We start from the raw sequence: 22472 nt of genomic DNA, 5'->3' as shown, positions 1-22472 counted from the left end.
CTTGCTGCTCGCCTGTGTCGCGAAGGCCATTCTTCCAACAACCGAAACTGGACTCCACATGCCCGCGTTGCCCAATGCTGCCCGTCGTCAGGCCCTGAAGATCCTCGCCGGCGCGCCGATGCTCCCCCTTTCCGGCCTCGCGCTGCCGGCCCTGCTGACGGGTTGCGGCGGCGACGACGATCCCGCGTCGACGCCGGCCCCGGTCGCCGCCGCCTATACGTCGGCGGCATTCTCGGCGATGGCCGCGCCGACGCTCGACAACGCGGCCGCGATGGCCACGACGACGGTCGGCTCGACGCTGTCGGTGTCATTCTCGGACGGCTCGTCGCGCAATTTCAAGCTCGCGTACCGGCCGTTCTTCGTGACGGGCGACATGGTGCCGGACGGCAACGGCGGCACGACGCTCGCGGGCGGCTACTACGACATCAACAATCAGCCGATCGTCGACCGCTCGGTGGCCGGCAAGGAGCGCCAGTTCTATTCCGACTGCCCGGACGGCAGCTCGCTGCTGACGCTGAAGAACGCGAACGTGCCCGGCGTGAAAGGCAACGCGGTGTTCGCGGTCGTGCAGTTCGAATACGCGACGCGCGACCAGGCCAGCGCGTCGCAGTACGGCCAGCTGCCGTCGCCGATCGCCGTGCTCACGCTCGACCAGGACCCGGCCACCGGCGCGCTGAAGGTCGTGAAGTACCACAACGTCGATACGTCGAAGGCGCACGGCCTGTGGATCACTTGCGGCGCGAGCCTGTCGCCGTGGGGCACGCACCTGTCGAGCGAGGAATACGAGCCGGATGCGACGAAGGTCGCGACCGACGCGCAGTTCAAGGCGTTCAGCAAGAACACGTTCGGCGACGAGACGAAGGCGAACCCCTACCACTACGGCCACCTGCCCGAGATCACCGTGAACCCGGACGGCACCGGCACCGTGAAGAAGCACTACTGCCTCGGTCGCATCTCGCACGAGCTGATCCAGGTGATGCCGGACCAGCGCACCGTGATGATGGGCGACGACGCCACCAACGGCGGCCTGTTCATGTTCGTCGCCGACAAGGCGGCCGACCTGTCGGCCGGCACGCTGTACGTCGCGAAGTGGACGCAGACGTCGTCGGCCGGCGCGGGCACCGCGACGCTCACGTGGATCAGGATCGGCCACGCGACCAGCAGCGAAATCGAAACGCTCGCGAACACGCTGAAGGCATCGGACATCATGGACCTGGTGACCACCGATCCGAATGACGCGAGCTACACGAAGATCCACTTCGGCGGCAAGTTCAACTGGATGCGCGTGAAGCCGGGGATGGAAAAGGCGGCCGCGTTCCTCGAGACGCACCGCTACGCGGCGCTGCTCGGCGGCAGCATGGCGTTCACGAAGCTCGAAGGCACGACCGTGAACGCGAAGGACAAGATCGTCTACACGGCGATGTCGCGGATCGAAACGTCGATGGTCAAGGGCAACGCGGTGTCGCGCGACGTCGCGGTCGACAAGAAGATCGCCGCGGGCGCCGTCTACGCGCTGAACCTGAAGGCCGGCCAGCGCGACACGACGGGCGGCGCGATCGACAGCGAATGGGTGCCGGTCGACATGGGCGCGCCGGCCGCGCTGGTCGGCGAGGATCTCGCCGCGGCCGACGCGCTCGGCAACCTCGCGAACCCGGACAAGATCGCGAACCCGGACAACCTGAAGTTCTCCGAAAAGCTGCGCACGCTGTTCATCGGCGAAGACTCGGGGATGCACGTGAACAACTTCCTGTGGGCCTACAACGTCGACACGAAGTCGCTCGCGCGCGTGCTGTCGTGCCCGGCCGGCGCCGAATCGACGGGCCTGCACGCCGTCGACGAGATCAACGGCTGGACGTACATCATGAGCAACTTCCAGCATGCGGGCGATTGGGAATCGCCGCTGCACGACAAGGTCAAGCCGACGCTCGACCCGCTCGTGCGCGCGAACTACAAGGATCGCTTCGGCGCCAGCGTCGGCTACCTGACGGCCGAGCAGACCAGCATCAAGCTCGCGAAGGGCTGACGGGCCGCGCGCGAGGGGGCGTTGCTCCTTGCAGGGCGCCTGGCCGGGCGCCCTTGCCCAGGCTTCTTTTCTTCATCACCGTTCATTCGTCGGCGCTCCACGCCGCCTTCTGCGCGATGCCCGTTGCGGGCGTCGCGCTTTTTTTTGCGCTGCGATGCGCCGCGTGTACAACCGTGCCGGATGACGAGCGGCACACCTATTCGAAACCTCGGCCTGCAGCCATGGGTCGCTACGGCGATGCGCACAGATCGCATAGACAACCGTATCGGACGGGCGACCGCAACGTTCTTTCACGTTCTGTCAATCGCAGCTTCCCACTGCCATCCTCCGTCCCTTTTCGTGACACGAACGCTTCATTCCAACATCCGTTCAGGCTTTGAACCGTCACTACAGCCTCCAGCCCCGTGGAGGAATGCCCGTCGGACGATCTTCACCCCCAAAAATGACAATGATACCCATTCTCGTTTGCATTACGATGCAAATCGGATGGCCATCCGCTTGCATTTCTGCTTCTTCTTTGAACAGGAGTACAGATAGTGAAAGAACTTACTCAAAGTGAAATCAACCGCGTATCCGGCGCCGGCCTGACCGGCACCGTAGCAGGCGGCGTTGCAGGGCAAATCGCCGGTCAGGCATACGGAGCGGAGGTCGGTGCCGCGGCCGGCGCGGCCGTTGGGTCGGTGATTCCCGGAGTTGGAACGCTCGGGGGTGCATTGATTGGCGGCGCATTCGGTCTGACCTACGGCGGACTCACCGGCAGCCTGGCCGGCGCTTACATTTTCAATGGCGTCCAGGAGCATGGACTGGCGTTCCTTTTCCCGAACGGGCTGCCTCGATGGGCGAAATTCGAGGACTTGTGGAGATTGTCCGACGCCGTCGGTTCGTACCGCTAACTTGAAATCCGGACGGCCCCGAGTCGTCCGGCATCGGGAAAACAGTCATGCTTTCGTCCATCGCCTTTCACCGCTCGTATCTGGCTGCCAACGTCCCCGCATGGCTCGTCCATGTCGCCATGTTCTGGTTCTTCGCTGAAGACTATGTCGCAGACTATATGTTCGGCAGCGTCGTCGGAATGACGTGCGTCGCCATGTATTGCCATTTTTCGAGGGCGCACCAAGAGCGCATCGACGCCATCCCTTACTACTCGCGGGCGTTGCTGGTGTCGGCGTCTGCAATATCGATCGGCACCTGCTCGATCGGCCTGATCTCGAAGCTCAACGGCGGCGCAGCAACCTGTTCCTTCGCGCTTCCGATCATGCTCGGGAGAGTCGGCTACGACTACTTGCGCAAGATTCGATTCAAAGACCGCCATCGCTGAGCGCATGGCGTCGCACGCTCGCACGGTCACTGCAGCAGACGAGCGATAATACGGCTTTGACACATCACGGCGGGCATACGAATCGGGACGGAGAGGTCAGGCAGCTTGATCGCCACCTTCCCGGATCACCAAGCATGCGGACTGCGAGCGACGGACCGAAGGAAATGGGGCGCTCCCTCCGGTGTCGAAAGCAGCTCGCGATTTGTGATCCAGTCTTCCCTCTTGCACTCGGTTTGCCCTCATGCAGCTGCGCGTCGCTTCGTTTGCCATAATCGAGCTATGGCGGGGTGCGGGAGTGCCTTATGCAGGGTGCAAAAAAAAAGCGCCACGGAGACCGTGGCGCTAAAAAAGTTCTAGCCATTCCGAGGGCCGTGCTAGAACCTGAGAGACTGCGCGAAACATCGTTGCCGGTTAAACTCTTGAAACGATGTTTCGAAAACGTGAGACATTCTTTCCGTTTCCGCCCGACAAGTCAAGCGGTATTTGCACCGGCTCATGCACTTTCCGGTCATGCTCATTTGAGCGTTTTCCCAATAAACCAAGGGTGAACCCGTAAAATCTCATCCAATGACCGGTTCGCCCACGGAACATGCATCTTTTGACAATAGTCCTACAATACCAACAAAATTGAAATCGAGTTTCGGAATTAGAGAGAATCCCTCGTGTCGACAACTGTAACCTCTCCCGCGTCGCGGGACCGTGAATCGTCGCCCGACGAGATCACCGCCCTCGCCCGCGGTCTCGCCGTGCTGCGCCGCATCGCGGCTGCCGACGCCCCCGTCAGCAACCGCGAACTGACCGAATTGACCGGCATCCCGAAGCCGACCGTCTCGCGCATCACCGCGACGCTCGTCAGCGCCGGCTTCCTGTTCCAGTTGCCCGACAGCGAGCGCTTCGTGCTGACCGCGTCGGTACTCGAACTCAGCCACGGCTTCCTGCGCAACTTCGACATCCGCGCGCGCTCCCGGCCGTTCATGATCGAGCTGGCCGAACGCACGTCGCTGTCCGTGCACCTCGCGGTGCGCGACCGGCTCGACATGGTCGCGATCGACGTGATCCGCCCGCGCTCGGCCGTGCTCGTCACGCGCCTCGAAATCGGCTCGCGGATGGACATCGCACGTACCGCCGTGGGTCGCGCGTATCTCGCCGCGCTCGAGGACGACGAGCGCCGCCAGTTGCTCGAGTCGCTGCGCACCACCGCCGGCGACGACTGGCCGCACGTGTCCGCGCGCCTGACGCCCGCGCTCGACGAAGCGATGCGCGACGGCCACGCGATCGCGATCGGCGAATGGCGCGAAGGCCTGAACGCGGTCGCGGCCGGTTTCGTCGGCCCGTCGGGCCAGCGCTATTCGGTGAATTGCGGCGGCGCGTCGCACCAGTGTCCGCCCGAATGGTTGCAGGAACATGTAGTGCCCGCGCTGCAGGAATGCATCAAGAAAATCACCCGCGAAATCGGCGGCGCGCCGGCCCGGCGCGTCGGGCTGTAATCGTTTCGTCATCGCCGTGTCGCGTTGTGTAACGACCGTAACCCGTTGAAAGATAGATCGCTGGACTGTAACGGGGACGGCACGTAGGATCATGCCCATCGTCGCGCCGCATTCGCGGTGCGCACCGCTCTTTTCCCGCGTGGATCGGCGGGGCCCCGGACCGAGCCGGGCCGCCCCGTCGCGTCACCCGCACGCCCACGCGCAGCCGAGCAGCCCGATTTCCGGCCCGCCGCGCCGTCTTCCTGACAGAACACGATGGATAACGAACAAAAGCCCACGCCCCCTTCGAAAGACCCCGCACCCACCGTCGCACGGCGCCCGCGCCGCACGCTGCTGATCGGGACCGTCGCGGTCGTCGTCATCGGCGGCCTGTTGTGGTGGCACCCGTGGAACCGCACGCCGGCGGCAGGCAGCACGGCGAAAAGCGCGGGTGCCAGCGCCGCTGCGGGCAGCCACCGCGGCCGCGGCGGCCCTGCTGCGATGGCCAACGTGCCGCAGCCGGTGCAGGTCGCCACCGCGACGCAGGGCGAGATGCCGATCGTGCTATCCGCCCTCGGCACCGTCACGCCGCTCGCGAACGTGACGGTGAAGACGCAGTTGTCGGGCTACCTGCAGTCGGTGTCGTTCCAGGAAGGCCAGATCGTCAGGAAGGGCGACGTGCTCGCCCAGATCGACCCGCGCCCGTACCAGGTTGCTCTCGAGAACGCCGAAGGCACGCATGCCCGCGATGCGGCGCTGCTCGCGACGGCCCGTCTCGACCTGAAGCGCTACCAGACGCTGCTGTCGCAGGACTCGATCGCGTCGCAAACCGTCGATACGCAGGCGTCGCTCGTCAAGCAGTACGAAGGCGCGGTGAAGACCGACCAGGCCGCGATCGATTCCGCGAAACTCAATCTCACGTATGCGCGCATCACGGCGCCGGTCTCCGGCCGCGTCGGCCTGCGCCAGGTCGACCCGGGCAACTACGTGACGCCGGGCGACGCCAACGGCCTCGTCGTGATCACGCAGTTGCAGCCGATGAGCGTGATCTTCACGACGTCGGAAGACAACCTGCCGCAGATCCTCAAGCAGGTGAACGCGGGCCAGAAGCTGTCGGTCACCGCCTACAACCGCAACAACACGGTGCCGCTCGAGACGGGCTCGCTCGCCACGTTCGACAACCAGATCGACACGAGCACCGGCACGGTCAAGCTGCGCGCGAGCTTCGATAACAAGGAAGGCATGCTGTTCCCGAATCAGTTCGTGAACACGCGGCTGCTCGTCGACGTGATGCGCAACGCGACGATCGTGCCGACCTCCGCCGTGCTGACGGGCTCGATCGGCCAGTTCGTCTACGTCGTGAAACCCGACAACACCGTGACGGTGCGCAAGGTCACGATCGGCCCGGTCGACGGCGAACGCACGAGCATCGTCAGCGGCGTCGCGCTCGGCGAGCGCGTGGTGACCGACGGCTCGGATCGCCTGCGCGAAGGCTCGAAGATCTCGATTCCGGCCGACAAGCCGAAAGGCGCGTCGGGCGCGCACGGCGCTGGTGCGGCGTCGGGCGCGGCGGGTGCCTCGGGCGCGTCGGGTGCCGGCGGTCATCGCGGCGGACACAAGCTCGGCGCGTCGCAGGCAGCGACCCCCGCGGCCCAGTAACGCCCGGGCCGCTCGATGAATCCATCCCGCCTCTTCATTCTCCGGCCGGTCGGCACCGCTCTCCTGATGGCGGCGATCATGCTGGCCGGTCTCGTCGCGCTGCGGTTCCTGCCGCTCGCCGCGCTGCCCGAGGTCGACTACCCGACGATCCAGGTCCAGACCTTCTACCCGGGCGCGAGCCCGGAAGTGATGACGTCGTCGGTCACCGCGCCGCTCGAACGCCAGTTCGGGCAGATGCCGTCGCTGAACCAGATGTCGTCGCAAAGCTCGGCCGGCGCGTCGGTGATCACGCTGCAGTTCTCGCTCGACCTGCCGCTCGACATCGCCGAACAGGAAGTGCAGGCCGCGATCAACGCGGCCGGCAACCTGCTGCCGTCCGACCTGCCTGCCCCGCCGATCTACGCGAAGGTGAACCCGGCCGATGCGCCGGTGCTGACGCTCGCCGTCAAGTCGAAGACGCTGCCGCTCACGCAGGTGCAGGACCTGGCCGACACGCGCCTCGCGATGAAGATCTCGCAGATCGCCGGCGTCGGCCTCGTCAGTCTGTCGGGCGGCAACCGGCCGGCCGTGCGGATCCAGGCGAACCCGACCGCGCTCGCGAAGTACGGGATGAACCTCGACGATCTGCGCACGACGATCTCGAACCTGAACGTCAACACGCCGAAGGGCAACTTCGACGGCCCGACGCGCGCGTACACGATCAACGCGAACGATCAGCTGACGAGCGCCGACCAGTACAACAGCGCGGTCGTCGCGTACAAGAGCGGCCGCCCGGTGATGCTGACCGACGTCGCGACGGTCGTCGCCGGCTCGGAGAACACCAAGCTCGGCGCGTGGGTGAATTCGGACCCCGCGATCATCCTGAACGTGCAGCGCCAGCCGGGCGCGAACGTGATCGCGACCGTCGACGCGATCAAGGCGCAGTTGCCGAAGCTGCAGGAAACGCTGCCGGCCGCGCTCGACGTCGAGATCGTCACCGATCGCACGACGATGATCCGCGCGGCCGTGCGCGACGTGCAGTTCGAGCTGCTGCTCGCGGTCGGGCTCGTCGTGCTGGTGATGTACCTGTTCCTCGCGAACGTCTACGCGACGATCATCCCGAGCCTGTCGGTGCCGCTGTCGCTGATCGGCACGCTCGCGGTGATGTACATGGCCGGCTTCTCGCTGAACAACCTGTCGCTGATGGCACTCACCATCGCGACCGGCTTCGTCGTCGACGATGCGATCGTGATGATCGAGAACATCTCGCGCTACGTCGAGGAAGGCGAATCGGGGCTCGAGGCCGCGCTGAAGGGCTCGCGGCAGATCGGCTTCACGATCATCTCGCTGACGGTCTCGCTGATCGCGGTACTGATCCCGCTGCTGTTCATGGGCGACGTGGTCGGCCGGCTGTTCCATGAATTCGCGATCACGCTGGCGGTGACGATCGTGATCTCGGCGATCGTGTCGCTCACGCTCGTGCCGATGATGTGCGCGAAGCTGCTGCGCCATTCGCCGCCGCCGGAGAGCCATCGCTTCGAGGCGCGCGTGCACCGGTCGATCGACTGGGTGATCGCGCGCTACGCGGTCGCGCTCGAATGGGTGCTGAACCGCCAGCGCTCGACGCTCGTCGTCGCGCTGCTGACGCTCGGGCTGACCGCCCTGCTCTACGTGTACGTACCGAAGGGTTTCTTCCCCGCGCAGGACACCGGCGTGATCCAGGCGATCACGCAGGCGCCGCAGTCGATCTCGTACGGTGCGATGGCCGAACGCCAGCAGGCGCTCGCGGCCGAGATCCTGAAGGATCCGAACGTCGACAGCCTCACGTCGTTCATCGGCGTCGACGGCAGCAACATCACGCTGAACAGCGGCCGGATGCTGATCAACCTGAAGGCACGCGACCAACGCACCGAAACCGCCGCGCAGATCATCCGCGACCTGCAGCAGCGCGTCGCGAACATCACCGGCATTTCGCTGTTCATGCAGCCGGTGCAGGATCTGACGATCGACTCGACGGTCAGCCCGACGCAGTACCAGTTCATGCTGACGAGCCCGAACGCCGGCGAATTCGCGACCTGGGTGCCGAAACTCGTCGCGCGGCTGCAGCAGGAGCCGTCGCTCGCCGACGTCGCGACCGACCTGCAGAGCAACGGGCAGTCGGTGTACATCGAGATCGACCGCCCGAGCGCCGCGCGCTTCGGCATCACGCCGGCGACCGTCGACAACGCGCTGTACGACGCGTTCGGCCAGCGCATCGTGTCGACGATCTTCACGCAGTCGAACCAGTACCGCGTGATTCTCGAGTCGGAGCCGAAGGAGCAGCACTACGCGCAATCGCTGAACGACATCTACCTGCCGTCGGCCGGCGGCGGCCAGGTGCCGCTGGCGTCGATCGCGTCGTTCCACGAGCGGCCGTCGCCGCTGCTGGTCGCGCACCTGTCGCAGTTCCCCTCGACGACGATCTCGTTCAACCTCGCGCCGGGTGCGTCGCTCGGCGAAGCGGTCAAGGCGATCGAGGCCGCCGAGAAGGACATCGGCCTGCCCGGCTCGTTCCAGACGCGCTTCCAGGGCGCGGCGCTCGCGTTCCAGGCGTCGCTGTCGAACCAGCTGTTCCTGATCCTCGCGGCGGTCGTCACGATGTACATCGTGCTCGGCGTGCTGTACGAGAGCTACATCCATCCGATCACGATCCTGTCGACGCTGCCGTCGGCCGGCGTCGGCGCGCTGCTCGCGCTGATGATCACCGGGCACGACCTCGACATCATCGGGATCATCGGCATCGTGCTGCTGATCGGCATCGTGAAGAAGAACGCGATCATGATGATCGACTTCGCGCTCGAGGCCGAACGCGTCGAAGGCAAGCCGCCGCGCGAGGCGATCTACCAGGCGTGCCTGCTGCGCTTCCGGCCGATCCTGATGACGACGCTCGCCGCGCTGCTCGGCGCGGTGCCGCTGATCGTCGGCGCCGGCGCGGGCTCCGAGCTGCGCCAGCCGCTCGGGATCGCGATCGCCGGCGGCCTGATCGTGTCGCAGGTGCTGACGCTGTTCACGACGCCCGTGATCTACCTCGGCTTCGACTCGCTCGCGCGCCGCGTGCGCGGCTGGTTCGAACGCCGCGGCCCCGATGCCGGCACGCGCACGGATGCGTAAATGAAACGACCCCCACGCTCACTTCGTTCGCTGCCCCCCAAGGGGGCGGTCGGCACCCTTGGGGCGGCCCAGCGAGTGCCGACATGAACCTGTCGCGCCCCTTCATCACCCGCCCCGTCGCGACGACGCTGCTCGCGCTCGGGGTCGCGCTCGCGGGCCTGTTCGCGTTCATCAAGCTGCCGGTGTCGCCGCTGCCGCAGGTCGACTTCCCGACGATCTCGGTGCAGGCGTCGCTGCCGGGCGCCAGCCCGGAAACGGTCGCGACCAGCGTGACGAGCCCGCTCGAACGGCACCTCGGATCGATCGCGGACGTCTCCGAAATGACGTCGACGAGCACGGTCGGCAACGCGCGGATCATCCTGCAGTTCGGCCTGAACCGCGACATCGACGGCGCCGCGCGCGACGTGCAGGCCGCGATCAACGCGGCGCGCGCCGACCTGCCCGCCGCGCTGAAGAGCAATCCGACCTACCGCAAGGTCAACCCGGCCGATTCGCCGATCATGGTCGTGTCGCTGACCTCGGAGACGGCGTCGCCGGCAAAGGTGTACGACTCCGCGTCGACGGTGCTGCAGCAGTCGCTGTCGCAGATCGACGGGATCGGCCAGGTCACCGTGAGCGGCTCCGCGAACCCGGCCGTGCGCGTCGAGCTCGAACCGCAGTCGCTGTTTCACTACGGGATCGGCCTCGAGGACGTGCGCGCGGCGCTGGCTTCCGCGAACGCCAACGCGCCGAAGGGCGCGATCGAGTTCGGCCCGCAGCGCTTCCAGCTCTATACGAACGACCAGGCGTCGCAGGCGTCGCAATACCGCGACCTCGTCGTCGCCTACCGCAACGGCTCGGCCGTGCGGCTGTCCGATCTGTCCGACGTCGTCGATTCGGTCGAGGATCTGCGCAACCTCGGCCTGTCGAACGGCAAGCGCGCGGTGCTCGTGATCCTCTATCGCTCGCCCGGCGCGAACATCATCGAGACGCTCGATCGCGTGCGCGCGGCGCTGCCGCAGCTCACCGCGTCGCTGCCGGCCGACATCACGGTCACGCCGGTGCTCGACCGCTCGACCACCATCCGCGCGTCGCTGAAGGACACCGAACACACGCTGCTGATCGCGATCAGCCTCGTCGTGATGGTCGTGTTCCTGTTCCTGCGCAACTGGCGCGCGACGCTGATCCCGAGCGTCGCGGTGCCGATCTCGATCATCGGCACGTTCGGCGCGATGTACCTGCTCGGCTTCTCGATCGACAACCTGTCGCTGATGGCGCTGATCGTCGCGACCGGCTTCGTCGTCGACGACGCGATCGTCGTGCTCGAGAACATCTCGCGGCACATCGAGAACGGCAAGTCGCGGATGCAGGCCGCGTTCGACGGCGCGCGCGAAGTCGGCTTCACGGTGCTGTCGATGAGCATCTCGCTCGTCGCGGTATTCCTGCCGATCCTGCTGATGGGCGGGATCGTCGGGCGCCTGTTCCGCGAGTTCGCGCTGACGCTGTCGCTCGCGATCGCCGTGTCGCTCGCGGTGTCGCTCACGGTCACGCCGATGATGTGCGCGCGCCTGCTGCCCGACAAGCACGACCCGCACGACGAGGGCCGCTTCGGGCGCTTCCTCGAACGCGGCTTCGCGCGCATGCAGCGCGGCTACGAGCGCTCGCTGTCGTGGGCGCTGCGCCGGCCGCTGCTGATCCTGCTGACGCTGTTCGCGACGATTGCGCTGAACGTCTACCTGTACGTCGTCGTGCCGAAGGGCTTCTTCCCGCAGCAGGACACCGGGCTGATGATCGGCGGCATTCGGGCCGACCAGTCCACGTCGTTCCAGGCGATGAAGCTGAAGTTCTCCGAGATGATGCGGATCGTGCAGGCCAACCCCAACGTGAAGAGCGTCGCGGGCTTCACCGGCGGCACGCAGACCAACTCCGGCTTCATGTTCGTCACGCTGAAGGACCGCACCGAACGCAAGCTGTCGGCCGACCAGGTGATCCAGCAGCTGCGCCCGCGGCTGGCGGACGTGGCAGGCGCGACCACGTTCCTGCAGGCCGCGCAGGACATTCGCGTGGGCGGCCGGCAGAGCAACGCGCAGTACCAGTTCACGCTGCTCGGCGATTCGAGCGCCGACCTGTACAAGTGGGGGCCGATCCTGACCGAGGCGCTGCAGAAGCGCTCCGAGCTGACCGACGTGAACTCCGACCAGCAGCAAGGCGGCATGGAGGCCATGGTGACGATCGACCGCGCGACGGCCGCGCGATTCGGCATCAAGCCCGCGCAGATCGACAACACGCTGTACGACGCGTTCGGCCAGCGCCAGGTCTCGACGATCTACAACCCGCTGAACCAGTACCACGTCGTAATGGAAGTCGCGCCGAAGTACTGGCAGAGCCCGGAGATGCTGAACCAGGTGTGGATCAGCACGTCCGGCGGCAGCGCGAACGGATCGCAGACCACCAACGCGGCCGCCGGCACCTTCGTCGCGACCGCGGCCGGCACGTCGAGCGCCGGCACGGCCACGCAGAGCGCCGCGGCGATCGCGTCCGATTCCGCGCGCAACCAGGCGCTCAACTCGATCGCGGCGAGCGGCAAGTCGAGCGCGTCGTCGGGCGCGTCGGTGTCGACGTCGAAGTCGACGATGATCCCGCTGTCGGCGGTCGCGACGTTCGGGCCGAGCACGACGCCGCTGTCGGTCAACCACCAGGGGCTGTTCGTCGCGACGACGATCTCGTTCAACCTGCCGCCGGGCGTGTCGCTGTCGCAGGCGACGCAGGTGATCTATCAGACGATGGCGCAGATCGGGGTCCCGCCGACGATCGTCGGCAGCTTCCAGGGCACCGCGCAGGCGTTCCAGCAGTCGATGAACGATCAGCCGATCCTGATCCTCGCGGCGCTCCTGGCCGTCTACATCGTGCTCGGGATCCTGTACGAGAGCTACATCCATCCGATCACGATCCTGTCGACGCTGCCGTCGGCCGGCGTCGGCGCGCTGCTCGCGCTGCTGCTGTTCAAGACCGAGTTCAGCATCATCGCGCTGATCGGCGTGATCCTGCTGATCGGCATCGTGAAGAAGAACGCGATCATGATGGTCGACTTCGCGATCGACCAGACGCGCAACAACGGGAAGTCGTCGTTCGACGCGATCCACGAGGCGTGCCTGCTGCGCTTCCGGCCGATCATGATGACGACGATGGCGGCGCTGCTCGGCGCGCTGCCGCTCGCGTTCGGCAGCGGCGACGGCGCCGAGCTGCGCGCGCCGCTCGGGATCGCGATCGCCGGCGGCCTGATCGTGTCGCAGGTGCTGACGCTCTATACGACGCCGGTCGTCTACCTGTACATGGACCGGCTGCGCGTGTGGACCGAGAAGCGCCGCAACCGCCGCGGCAATACCGGCGGGCCAGCGGTCGCCGGGGAGTGATGGCAGCGGCCGCCGGTCAGGCGGCCGCTTTCCTTTCCGCGCTTGAACACCGGCGGCAATCGGCTATCGTGAGTCCATGCCCACCGCCGTGCCCTTCCCGGGGACACACCATGAACGTCCAGCTCAACCACACGATCGTCTGGTGTCGAGACAAGCGCGTCTCGAGCCGCTTCCTCACCGAACTTCTGGAATTGCCGCCGCCGACGCCGTTCGGCGCGATGCTGGTCGTCGCGCTCGACAACGGCGTGTCGCTCGATTTTTACGAAAAGGCGGGGGAGATCACGGCGCAGCATTACGCGTTCCTGACCGACGAAGCCGGCTTCGATCGCGTGTACGCGCGCATTCGGGAGCGCCGGCTGCCGCACTGGGCCGATCCGGCGAAGCGGCAAGCCGACGATATCTACCGCCACAACGGCGGACGCGGCGTGTACTTCGACGATCCGGACGGTCACTTCCTCGAAGTGATGACGCAGCCGTACGTGCTGAACGGCTAGCGTGGCAGGCCGGCCGGCGTTGCGCCGGCCGGTACCGCGCAGCGCGGGTGCCGACCTGTTTCGGACGACACCCGGCCGGCTGCCGTGACTCGTTACTCGGCGGCAGCCGTCGTCTTGCGCGGACGACGCGCGCGCGGTGCCGCCTTGCGGGCCGGCTTCTTCGGCTTGGCGGCGGCCGATGCTTCGGCAGTCCCCTCGGAAGTCGCTTCGACCGGCGTCACGTCGTGCGAGGGCTGCGCGGCCTCGTCCCGAGCGCCGGAAGCACGACGCGCCGGCTCGGCGGGCGCGGCCGCCGCGTGCCGCTCGTCATGCGCCGCGTCGCGATGCGGTTCGTCCGCATGCTGGTCGTGCGCGTGCGCATCGCCGCCATGCGTCGCGTCGCCCTGCGCGGCGGCGTCCGGCTTGCCGGCCGCGTGGCGACCGGCGCCCTTCGCGGCCGCGCCCTTCTTCGCGCCGGTCTTCTTTGCCGTGCTCTTGCGCGCACGCTTGCGGCCATCCTTCGCGTCACCATGCGCGTCGGCCACGTCCGGCGTGTCGTGTGTTTCGTGTGTTTCGGCCGGCGCCGCGTCGGCAACCGCGGCGAACTCCGCGTCTTCCACGTCGACCTGCACGCTTTCGTGAACGGCCGCTTCCGCCCGCTGCCCGCGACGGCGCGCGCCGCGGCCGGCCGGCGCCGACTCCGCCGGGCGCGTGCCGTGATGGGCGCCGTGGTACGCCGCGCCGCCCTCACCGCCCGTCGCGGCGTGCTCGGCGGCAGTCGGCTGGAACTGGCGGGAACGCGACACGAACGCACCCGATTTGTCGTCGCGCCCCACTTCGAGCAGGCCGCGCGCCTGCGCCTCGTCGAGCAGGTTGCCGAACGCGCGGAACCCGTAGTACGACTCGTTGAAGTCCGGCTTGCGGCGCTTGATCGCGCTCTTGAGCACCGACGCCCAGATCTTGCCGACGTCGTCGCGCTCCGACGCGAGCGCGTCGAACGTCTCGACCGCCAGCGCGATCGCCTCCGTCTTGCGCGCGTCCATGTCGTGCTTGCGCGACGGCTCGTCGGGCCGCTTCGCGCCGCCGTTGCTCGCGCGCTGCTGCTGTTCGCGCTTAGCGAGCGCACGCTGCTGCTCGCGCACCAGATCGTCGTAGAAGATGAATTCGTCGCAGTTCGCGACCAGCAGATCCGACGTCGAATTCTTCACGCCGACGCCGATCACCTTCTTCGCGTTCTCGCGCAGCTTCGACACGAGCGGCGAAAAATCCGAATCGCCGCTGATGATCACGAACGTATCGACGTGCGACTTCGTGTAGCAGAGGTCGAGCGCGTCCACGACGAGCCGGATGTCGGCCGAATTCTTGCCCGACTGGCGCACGTGCGGAATCTCGATCAGCTCGAAGCTGGCTTCGTGCATCGACGCCTTGAAGCCCTTGTAGCGATCCCAGTCGCAATAGGCCTTCTTCACGACGATGCTGCCTTTCAGCAGCAGCCGCTCCAGCACGGGCTTGATGTCGAATTTCTCGTACTTCGCGTCGCGCACGCCGAGCGCGACGTTCTCGAAGTCGCAGAACACGGCCATGCTCACATTGTCCAAGGGTAATGCCATGTGTACTCCAACCAGTGGGCCGCCGCGTTATGCACACGTAGCGGCGAAAAATGCATCGCGCACATGATAGCCGGTCGGCGCGTCATTCCCGCATCCGTGTGAATGAATGCACGCCGCTACACGTGCCGGTACGCCTGAAACCAGTACGCCCGCGCCGGTACGCCCGCGCCGGTATGCCCCTTATTACGCGCCCGCCGCCGGGCCGATTCGACATTACACTTGAGTTATCGATCGTCCGTCCCTATCTGGATGGATGACGCATCGAGCAAGGAGCGGTTTCATGACGACGAAGGTACTGCTGATTGGCGCGACCGGCCGGACGGGCCAGGCCTGCGCGGATCTGCTGCTCAAGCAGCCGGAGTTCGAGGTCACGGCGCTCGTGCGCCGGCACGGCTATGCGCTGGCGGGCGCACGGGTCGTCGAGGCCGATCTGACGAACGATTTCTCGCACGCATTCCAGGGCATCACGCACGTGATCTACGCGGCAGGCTCGGCCGAATCGGAGGGCGCGACCGAAGAGGAACAGGTCGATCGCGACGCGGTCGCCCGCGCGGCCGACTATGCACTCGCCTACAACGCGCAGAAGCTCGTGGTGGTCAGCTCGCTGTCCGCGTACCGGCCCGAGCACGGGCCGGACGCGCTGCACCACTATTCGCAGATGAAGCGCGAAGGCGACGATCGCGTGATCGCGTCGGGCGTCGACTACGTGATCCTGCGTCCGGGCCCGCTCACGGACGACCCGGGCGTCGGCAAGATCGCGCTGACCGACACATGGCTCGAACCCGCTCCGCCCGTCTCGCGCCAGGACGTGGCATGGGCCGCGATCGAGGCGATCAAGCTCGGCATCTCGCGCAAGGTCGTCGGCTTCGTCGGCGGCAGCGTGCCGATCGAACAGGCGCTGCGCGCGTAACGGGCAGTCGTGCGCCGGCAGGCGGCGCATGCCCGTCCCTACGGCCCGCACGACGGGCCGTTCTCACGTGAGGGGCCGCCGCTTACTGCTTCGGATGCGCGTCGGCCCACGCCTTCACGGCGGCGAGCGTGTTCTCGACGTGCTTGTCGGGCGACAGGCTCGTGTATTCGTAGAGAATCTTCCCTTCCGGCGAAATCACGTAGGACACGCGGTTCGCGCGGTCGAGCGCCGGCAGCTTCGCATCGTATTCGCGGATGATCTTCGCGTCCGGGTCGGCCGCCACCGGGAACTTGCTCCGGCACTCGCTCACCGAGAACTTCGTCAGCGTGTCGATGTTGTCGGCCGATACGCCGATCACCGTCGCGCCGTAAGCCTTGTAACGATCGACCGCGTCCGCGAACGCATGCGCCTCGATCGTGCAGCCCTTCGTGAACGCCGCCGGATAGAAATACAGCACGACCGGCCCCTGCTTCAGTGCGTCCGCGAGCGAGTACGTGTAAGTCTTGCCGCCCAGCGACGCCTGCGTCGTGAAATCGGGCGCCGCGGCGCCCGGCTTCAGTTCCGCCTGCGCCAGCAGCGCATGGCCGGCCACCAGCGCCGCCATGGCGCCCAGCAACAGTTTTCGCTTCATCTGCGTCCTCATTTCTTATAAAGTCAGCCCGATGTGGGCCACGTGGGGCGTTCGCCTGCCGAACACCCGCGTCGATGATCCGGACCCGCGGCAGCGCCGCCCGCGGCCGGCCCGTTAAAGATTCCGCACAGTCTGCCGTTATTCCTTCCGGACAACCGGTTCCAGCCCTTCACGTCAGCGAGAAACATGGAAGCCAACAGGAAACAGACGTCACGCAAGGGCTCCTGGCGCAGCGCCTTGCATACGCTGCGCCGCTTCGCCCGGTCGGGTGGCGCGCTGATGCCCGCGCGCGCCGTCGCGCCGCGCCGCGACGATTCCGTGCGCAACTGGCTGGAACAGACGGTCGGCACGGTGGATTTCCTCGCCCATGTCGACCGCGAACTGCGCTTTCTGTACGTGTCCGACGCCAGCCTGCGCTTCATCGGCTACCACCGCGACTACCTGCATACGCTGACGCTGCGCGACCTGATCGCCGAACAGGATACCCCGGCGCTCGAAGGCCTGCTCGCTCGCGCCGCGCGTTCCGGCCAGGTCGAGAAGGCGACGATGTGCATCGTCAAGTCGCTCACCTACCCGCTGGACGTCGAGGTCCGCGCGTTCAAGAGCCGCCACCACGGCGTCGACGGCTTCGCGATCGCGGCGTTCGACGTGTCGTCGTGGCGCGCGCTCGAGGCACGCCTGACGTACGAAATGCATCACGACCCGATGACGGGGCTCGACAACCTGTCCGCGCTCGTGCCGGCGCTGATGCGCGCGCAGCAGACCGCCGACGAGGACGGCACCTGCGCGGCGCTGCTGCTGCTCGACCTCGACGACTACCAGCGGATCAACCGCGCGCTCGGCTACGACGCGGGCGACCTGCTGCTGCGCGAGACCGCGCAGCGGCTGAAAGCGCTCGTCACGCCGAACGAGCAGCTCGCGCGCGTCGCGAGCGACAAGTTCGCGGTCGTGCTGAGCGCACCGGACCGCCCGCAGGCGAGCCACGCCGCCGATGCGCTCGCGCGCCGGCTGCAGGCCGCGGTGCGCGAGCCCTACGTGTTCCAGGGGCAGACCGTGCACCTGTCCGCGAGCATCGGCATCGCGCTCTATCCCGACGAACGTGCCGCGCCGCATCGGGCGCAGCATCACAGCCCGCTGCTGCGCCGCGCCGACCACGCGCTCGCGCAGGCGAAGGCATCGGGCGGCAACGCACTCGCGTTCCACGCGCCCGTCGACGATCCGGCCGACGCCGAACGGCTCAAGCTCGAAGCCGACCTGTACGACGGCGTGCGCAACGGCGAGTTTTCGCTGCATTTCCAGCCGATCACGCGCAGCCAGTCGGGCGCGGTGGTCGGCGTCGAGGCGCTGATCCGCTGGCGCCATCCGGTGCACGGCCTCGTGCCGCCGGCCACCTTCATCCCGCTCGCCGAATCCATCGGCCTGATCAACTACCTCGGCAACTGGGTGCTCAAGGCCGCGTGCATGCAGCTCGTCGCGTGGGACGGCCAGGGGCTCGCGCTGCAATACGTGGCGGTCAACGTGTCGCCGCAGCAGTTCCGCGACCCGCGCTTCACGCAGAGCGTGCGCGAGGCGATCGCGCTGACCGGCATCGATCCGCGCCGTATCGTGCTCGAAATCACCGAAAGCCTGCTGATGCACGATCCCGCGCACGCGAAAATGCTGCTCGAGGAGCTGACCGGCCTCGGCATCCGCTTCGCGATCGACGATTTCGGCACCGGCTATTCGAGCCTCGCCTATCTGCAGCGCTTCCCGCTCGCGAAGCTGAAGATCGACCGCAGTTTCGTCGAGAACCTGCTGACGTCGCGCAACGACCGCGCGATCGTGTCGGCAGTGGTCGGCCTCGCGCAAACACTGGATCTCGAGCTCGTCGCCGAAGGCGTCGAGACCGAGGCGCAGCGCGCGCTGCTGACGGAAATGGGCTGCAATCACATCCAGGGCTGGCTCGTCTGCCAGGCGCTGCCGTCCGAGGAGCTCGCGCGGCGCTTCGAGGCGCAGCAACTGCACCTGCACGCCGCCGCCTGACGCGCGCGGCGAACCGAACAGATCCGTATGTCAATCACCGAACACCTGCCCCGCACCGCGCTGCTCGACAAGCTGTGGGCCCGGATGAACGAACGGGGCGATTTCCCGCTGCTGTCGGAATCGCTGCGCGCGACGATGGCCGCGATGAAGAACGACGACCTCGACTTCACCGCGCTCGTGCGCGTCGTGCTGTCGGACTTCGCGCTCACGCAGAAAGTGCTGCGCCTCGCGAACTCCGCGATGTACATGGCGTTCGGCGGCAACATCACCACCGTGACCCGCGCACTGATGGTGCTCGGCATGGACGCCGTCGGCCATCTCGTCGTCGGGCTCAAGCTCGTCGACCATTTCCATCAGAGCACGCCGCGTCGCATCGACGCGAAGCTGGAGCTGAACCGCGCGCTGCTGTCCGGCTGCGTCGCACGCAAGCTCACCGAGCGCGCCGAACTGCGCGCGGGCGAGGAAGCCGTCGTCTGCACGCTGATGCGCCAGGTCGGCAAGCTGCTGGTGGTCTGCTATCTCGACAGCGAATGGGACCGCATCCGCCGCCGCGCCGCCGAGCTGAACGGCGACGAATCGGCCGCCTGCGCCGATGTGCTCGGCGTCGGCTTCGACGAGATCGGCCTCGAAGCGGCCGCGCGCTGGCGGCTACCGGACGAGATCCGCGCGGGGATGGCCGACGACGACGGTCACGCGACCTGTGCCGACGCGTTCGACGATGATGACGGCGGTGGTTGCTGCCCGGCGATCTCCGCAGGCGACGGGCCGGCCGACCGCGGCCCGACCGACCGCATCCGCTGGCTGCGCGCGGTGAGCCGCTGCTCGACCGACGTCGCAAGTGCGCTCGCGATGCCCGCGGGCCCGCAGCGCGACGCGCGTGTCGCGGCGCTCGCGCAGCACTGCAGCCCCACACTCGGCATGGAACCCGCGGCGCTCGTCGAGATCGCCGAGCGCCTCGCGCGCGAGGAAGCGAGCGACACCATGATGCGCGAGATCGTCGAGCTGCGCGCGAACGCCGATGCGATCGCGCGCGCGCAGGCCGAGCCCGAGGCATGCCTCGAAGCCGGCCTCGCGGACCTACGCGCGCTGCCGTCCGAGCACGTGCTGACGCCGGTGCTCGCGCTCGCGTCGGAAAGCCTGCTGGCCGGCCTCGCCTTCACGCGCACCGTGATGTTCGTGCGTCACGACGACGGCACGTTCGCCGCGCGTCTCGGCTTCGGTCCCGGTGTCGACACGGCGCTCGACCGGCTGCGCTTCGACGAACGCTTCGAGCCGGACGTGTTTCATCTCGCGATCTCGAACTCGGTCGGCATCTTCATCGAACAGGCGCAGGAGCCGAAGATGATGAAGCGCCTGCCCGCGTGGTATCTCGACGCGTTCGACGACGCGCGCGCGTTCGTGCTGCTGCCCGTGCGCGTCGGCGCGACGAGCGTCGCGCTGCTGTACGGCGACTGGGCCGGCGCGCAGCCCGCGCGCAAGATCTCGCAGCAGGAGATGGCCGTGCTCAACGAACTCGCGCGCGAACTGGGGCGGTTCTTTCCCGCGCCGCCCGGCTGACGCCCGGCCCACCGCCGTTTCCGCTCCACGAAAGCAAACCGGCCGCATCAGCGGCCGGTTCTTTACCATCGTGCGCGTACGAAACGCTTACTTGAGCGTGACGGGCACGCTGAAGTACTTCTTCGCGAGGGTGTCGATCGTGCCGTCGGCCTTCAGTTCCTTCAGCGCCTGATCGAGCGCGGTCTTCAGCGCCGCATCGTTCTTGCGCAGGCCGAAGCCGACGCCCGAGCCGAGGATCTCGGTATCGCTGACCGTGCCGCCCGCGAACGCGAAGCCCTGGCCTTGCGGCTTCGTCAGGAAGCCTTTCGAGCCGGCTTCCGAATCCTGGAAGGTCGCGTCGAGACGGCCCGACTTCAGGTCGGCGTACGCCAGATCCTGCGTCTGGTACGGCACGACTTCAACGCCGGCCGGCGCCCACTTCTTCTTCGCGTACGCTTCCTGGATCGTGCCCTGCAGCACGCCGACGCGCTTGCCCTTCAGCGATTGCGGGGTCGGCAGCAGGCCGCTGCCCTGCTTCGCGATCAGCTGGTTCGGAATCGTGTAGATCGGATCGGTGAACGCGATCGCGTGCTTGCGCTGGTCGGTGATCGTCATGTCCGAGTTGATCGCGTCGAACTTGCGCGCCTGCAGCGCCGGGATCAGGCCGTCGAAGTCGTTCTCGACCCACACGCACTTCGTCTTCAGCTTCGCGCACACCGCGTTGCCGATGTCGATGTCGAAGCCGGTCAGCTTGCCGTCGGGCGTCTTGTATTCGAACGGTGCGTACGAGGCCTCGACGCCGAACCGGATCTCCTTCAGATCCGCGGCAAACGCGCTGCCTGCCGCCACGGCCGATGCCGCCACCACCGCATGCGCGGCCACTTTACGCCAATCCAACTTCATCAGGTGTTCTCCTCGATACTCGAATGTTCCGGAACTACGGGCGCATGCATCATTGCAGGGTCGGATGCCCCCGGCAATTCCGATGCCGCGCCGTGATGCGGCGCAACAGCCGCAAGGCCGCGATTGTACCAATCCGCGCGGCCCGATATGGCGAAGCGGCTGCCGATGCGCGATGCTGCGCTGCGTGCCCGGCGGCCGCCACGCGGCCTGTCGAACTTGCAAGACGGTGTCGCAAATACGCAAGCGCGACGTGCGCGGCACCTGCGCGGCGTGCATGCGTCATCGCAAAAATGAATGGACCGCGGGACGACGCGCGGGCCGCGAGTCGCCGCGGCGCGCACGCGTGCGCATCGATCAGACGAGTGCGGCCAGCGTGTCGCGCGTCGTATCGATGACGAGCAGGCCCGCGCGCAAGCCCGGCTTCACGGTCGGGTTCGGGAACACGATGCGTTCCTCGTCGTGCTTCACCGTGTAGCGGTAGTCGCCGTCCTGCGCGAGCACGGTGCCGCGCGGGAACGCGGTGAAGTTCGCGACGTCGGCCGCGACGAACAGCTCGAGCGCGTCGCTCTGCTTCGTGATCTGGTCGATCACCGTGAAGACGCGCGGCAGCGACGGCTGGCCGCCCCCGGCATCGACATCGCGCGAGGCACCCGACACGAGCTTGCGCACCGCGCGGTCGGCCGGCGCGAACCGGGTCAGGTCGTTCTCGCCGAACGGCCGCACCTTGCCGAGCTCCAGCGTGCACGCGAGCGCGCCGCAATGCTCGGCCGTGAAATGCGAATACGTGTTGCCTTTCGCCGTATGCAGCAGCACGGCCGCGATGCGTGCGTCGCCGAGCCATTCGACCATGGCGCGCGTGGGCGGCGTGCCCGTGTGCGGCAGCAGCGCGAATTGCTCGAACACCGATGCGCGAATCGCCGTGTGCATGTCGATGTGCCAGCGTGCGCTGCCGGCCGGCGCCGCCGCGAAGAATGCGGACGCCGCCGCTTCGAGTTGCGCGGCGCGCGGCGCTTCGCGGCTCGCGGGCGCCTGCGCGTGACGACCGCTGAACAGCCGGTTCAGATCGTCGTCGAGATAGCGATCGCCCGCGCGCATCGCCGGCACGTTGCCGAGCACGACGAGCAGCCGGCACGCGAGCGGCAGCGCGCCCGACGCCAGATCGCGCACCAGCATCGACAGCAGTTCGATCGGCGCGGTTTCGTCGCCGTGCACGCCGGCCGACACGAGCACGCTCGCGCGCGCCGCGGCGTCGGCGGCTGCCGGTTCGAATGCGAGCAGCCCGTCGCCGAGCCATTGCCAGCGCACCGCGCCGCTTGCGCAGGCACCGTCCTTGTCGACCGGCGCACCACCGGCCAGCGTGAACGCGAGGAAGTCGTCGAGCAGCGCGGCGGCCGGCATTC

Annotated in this window: 15 protein-coding genes; 11 read left to right on the top strand and 4 right to left on the bottom strand. The window is 67.3% G+C overall.

The genetic code is table 11. From position 1 onward, the window contains the following. The first annotated feature begins 58 nt into the window (after positions 1-58). From CFB46_RS09870 to CFB46_RS09830, 8 genes are all read left to right on the top strand, one after another. On the top strand, positions 59-2023 hold the full coding sequence (locus tag CFB46_RS09870; RefSeq protein WP_089499871.1) for a PhoX family protein: 1965 nt from the start codon (positions 59-61) through the stop codon (positions 2021-2023). Positions 2024-2559: 536 nt separating this feature from the next. Next, the gene (locus CFB46_RS35180; RefSeq protein WP_143751604.1) at positions 2560-2916 is read left to right on the top strand and encodes a hypothetical protein; all 357 of its coding nucleotides are present in this window, start codon (positions 2560-2562) and stop codon (positions 2914-2916) included. A gap of 47 nt (positions 2917-2963) precedes the next feature. Then, positions 2964-3341, top strand: coding sequence for a hypothetical protein (locus CFB46_RS09860; RefSeq protein WP_089499869.1), 378 nt, complete (start codon positions 2964-2966; stop codon positions 3339-3341). A gap of 662 nt (positions 3342-4003) precedes the next feature. Further along, the gene (locus tag CFB46_RS09855; RefSeq protein ID WP_089499868.1) at positions 4004-4828 is read left to right on the top strand and encodes an IclR family transcriptional regulator; all 825 of its coding nucleotides are present in this window, start codon (positions 4004-4006) and stop codon (positions 4826-4828) included. 255 nt (positions 4829-5083) lie between these two features. Continuing rightward, entirely contained in the window at positions 5084-6466 is a 1383-nt protein-coding gene (locus tag CFB46_RS09850) for an MdtA/MuxA family multidrug efflux RND transporter periplasmic adaptor subunit (RefSeq protein WP_089499867.1), read from the top strand. Positions 6467-6481: 15 nt separating this feature from the next. Further along, on the top strand, positions 6482-9595 hold the full coding sequence (locus tag CFB46_RS09845; RefSeq protein WP_027783995.1) for an MdtB/MuxB family multidrug efflux RND transporter permease subunit: 3114 nt from the start codon (positions 6482-6484) through the stop codon (positions 9593-9595). Positions 9596-9678: 83 nt separating this feature from the next. Then, on the top strand, positions 9679-12987 hold the full coding sequence (locus CFB46_RS09840) for an efflux RND transporter permease subunit (RefSeq protein ID WP_027783994.1): 3309 nt from the start codon (positions 9679-9681) through the stop codon (positions 12985-12987). A gap of 110 nt (positions 12988-13097) precedes the next feature. Further along, positions 13098-13481, top strand: a complete 384-nt coding sequence (locus CFB46_RS09830; RefSeq protein WP_089499865.1) for a VOC family protein — start codon at positions 13098-13100, stop codon at positions 13479-13481. Positions 13482-13573: 92 nt separating this feature from the next. Here CFB46_RS09830 and CFB46_RS09825 read toward each other — a convergent pair whose 3' ends face one another. After that, positions 13574-15070: an NYN domain-containing protein gene (locus CFB46_RS09825; protein WP_089499864.1), complete on the bottom strand. Its 1497-nt coding sequence runs from the start codon at positions 15068-15070 to the stop codon at positions 13574-13576. Between the two features lie 280 nt (positions 15071-15350). On the opposite strand from CFB46_RS09825, the gene CFB46_RS09820 reads away from it, so the two are divergent. Beyond that, the gene (locus CFB46_RS09820) at positions 15351-15980 is read left to right on the top strand and encodes an SDR family oxidoreductase (RefSeq protein ID WP_027783991.1); all 630 of its coding nucleotides are present in this window, start codon (positions 15351-15353) and stop codon (positions 15978-15980) included. Positions 15981-16062: 82 nt separating this feature from the next. Here CFB46_RS09820 and CFB46_RS09815 read toward each other — a convergent pair whose 3' ends face one another. Further along, positions 16063-16611, bottom strand: coding sequence for a peroxiredoxin (locus CFB46_RS09815; protein WP_027783990.1), 549 nt, complete (start codon positions 16609-16611; stop codon positions 16063-16065). Between the two features lie 279 nt (positions 16612-16890). Between CFB46_RS09815 and cdpA the strand changes: the two genes are divergently transcribed. Continuing rightward, positions 16891-18633 (top strand): cyclic di-GMP phosphodiesterase CdpA, encoded by a 1743-nt coding sequence (gene cdpA / locus CFB46_RS09810; RefSeq protein ID WP_193727275.1) that lies wholly within the window; start codon positions 16891-16893, stop codon positions 18631-18633. 27 nt (positions 18634-18660) lie between these two features. Beyond that, complete coding sequence (locus CFB46_RS09805; RefSeq protein WP_089499863.1) at positions 18661-20190, top strand: HDOD domain-containing protein; 1530 nt, start codon at positions 18661-18663, stop codon at positions 20188-20190. An 87-nt stretch (positions 20191-20277) separates the two neighbouring features. Here CFB46_RS09805 and CFB46_RS09800 read toward each other — a convergent pair whose 3' ends face one another. Next, positions 20278-21072: an ABC transporter substrate-binding protein gene (locus CFB46_RS09800; protein WP_089499862.1), complete on the bottom strand. Its 795-nt coding sequence runs from the start codon at positions 21070-21072 to the stop codon at positions 20278-20280. A gap of 354 nt (positions 21073-21426) precedes the next feature. After that, the gene (astE, locus tag CFB46_RS09790) at positions 21427-22470 is read right to left on the bottom strand and encodes a succinylglutamate desuccinylase (protein ID WP_179235071.1); all 1044 of its coding nucleotides are present in this window, start codon (positions 22468-22470) and stop codon (positions 21427-21429) included. Positions 22471-22472 lie beyond the last annotated feature (2 nt).

This window comes from Burkholderia sp. HI2761, assembly GCF_002223355.1.
In the GTDB taxonomy this organism is placed as follows: Bacteria; Pseudomonadota; Gammaproteobacteria; order Burkholderiales; family Burkholderiaceae; genus Burkholderia.
The sequence above is the reverse complement of the archived record's forward strand: the minus strand, read 5'-3'. Positions and strand labels throughout refer to the sequence as shown.

What these genes read in the sequence shown, in the direction of transcription:
- CFB46_RS09800 (WP_089499862.1), bottom strand. Translation starts at nt 21,072, where the DNA reads ATGAAGTTGGATTGGCGTAAAGTGGCCGCGCATGCGGTGGTGGCGGCA.
- CFB46_RS09870 (WP_089499871.1), top strand. Translation starts at nt 59, where the DNA reads ATGCCCGCGTTGCCCAATGCTGCCCGTCGTCAGGCCCTGAAGATCCTC.
- CFB46_RS09830 (WP_089499865.1), top strand. Translation starts at nt 13,098, where the DNA reads ATGAACGTCCAGCTCAACCACACGATCGTCTGGTGTCGAGACAAGCGC.
- astE (WP_179235071.1), bottom strand. Translation starts at nt 22,470, where the DNA reads ATGCCGGCCGCCGCGCTGCTCGACGACTTCCTCGCGTTCACGCTGGCC.
- CFB46_RS09820 (WP_027783991.1), top strand. Translation starts at nt 15,351, where the DNA reads ATGACGACGAAGGTACTGCTGATTGGCGCGACCGGCCGGACGGGCCAG.
- CFB46_RS09840 (WP_027783994.1), top strand. Translation starts at nt 9,679, where the DNA reads ATGAACCTGTCGCGCCCCTTCATCACCCGCCCCGTCGCGACGACGCTG.
- CFB46_RS09845 (WP_027783995.1), top strand. Translation starts at nt 6,482, where the DNA reads ATGAATCCATCCCGCCTCTTCATTCTCCGGCCGGTCGGCACCGCTCTC.
- cdpA (WP_193727275.1), top strand. Translation starts at nt 16,891, where the DNA reads ATGCCCGCGCGCGCCGTCGCGCCGCGCCGCGACGATTCCGTGCGCAAC.
- CFB46_RS09860 (WP_089499869.1), top strand. Translation starts at nt 2,964, where the DNA reads ATGCTTTCGTCCATCGCCTTTCACCGCTCGTATCTGGCTGCCAACGTC.
- CFB46_RS09850 (WP_089499867.1), top strand. Translation starts at nt 5,084, where the DNA reads ATGGATAACGAACAAAAGCCCACGCCCCCTTCGAAAGACCCCGCACCC.
- CFB46_RS09825 (WP_089499864.1), bottom strand. Translation starts at nt 15,070, where the DNA reads ATGGCATTACCCTTGGACAATGTGAGCATGGCCGTGTTCTGCGACTTC.
- CFB46_RS09805 (WP_089499863.1), top strand. Translation starts at nt 18,661, where the DNA reads ATGTCAATCACCGAACACCTGCCCCGCACCGCGCTGCTCGACAAGCTG.
- CFB46_RS09815 (WP_027783990.1), bottom strand. Translation starts at nt 16,611, where the DNA reads ATGAAGCGAAAACTGTTGCTGGGCGCCATGGCGGCGCTGGTGGCCGGC.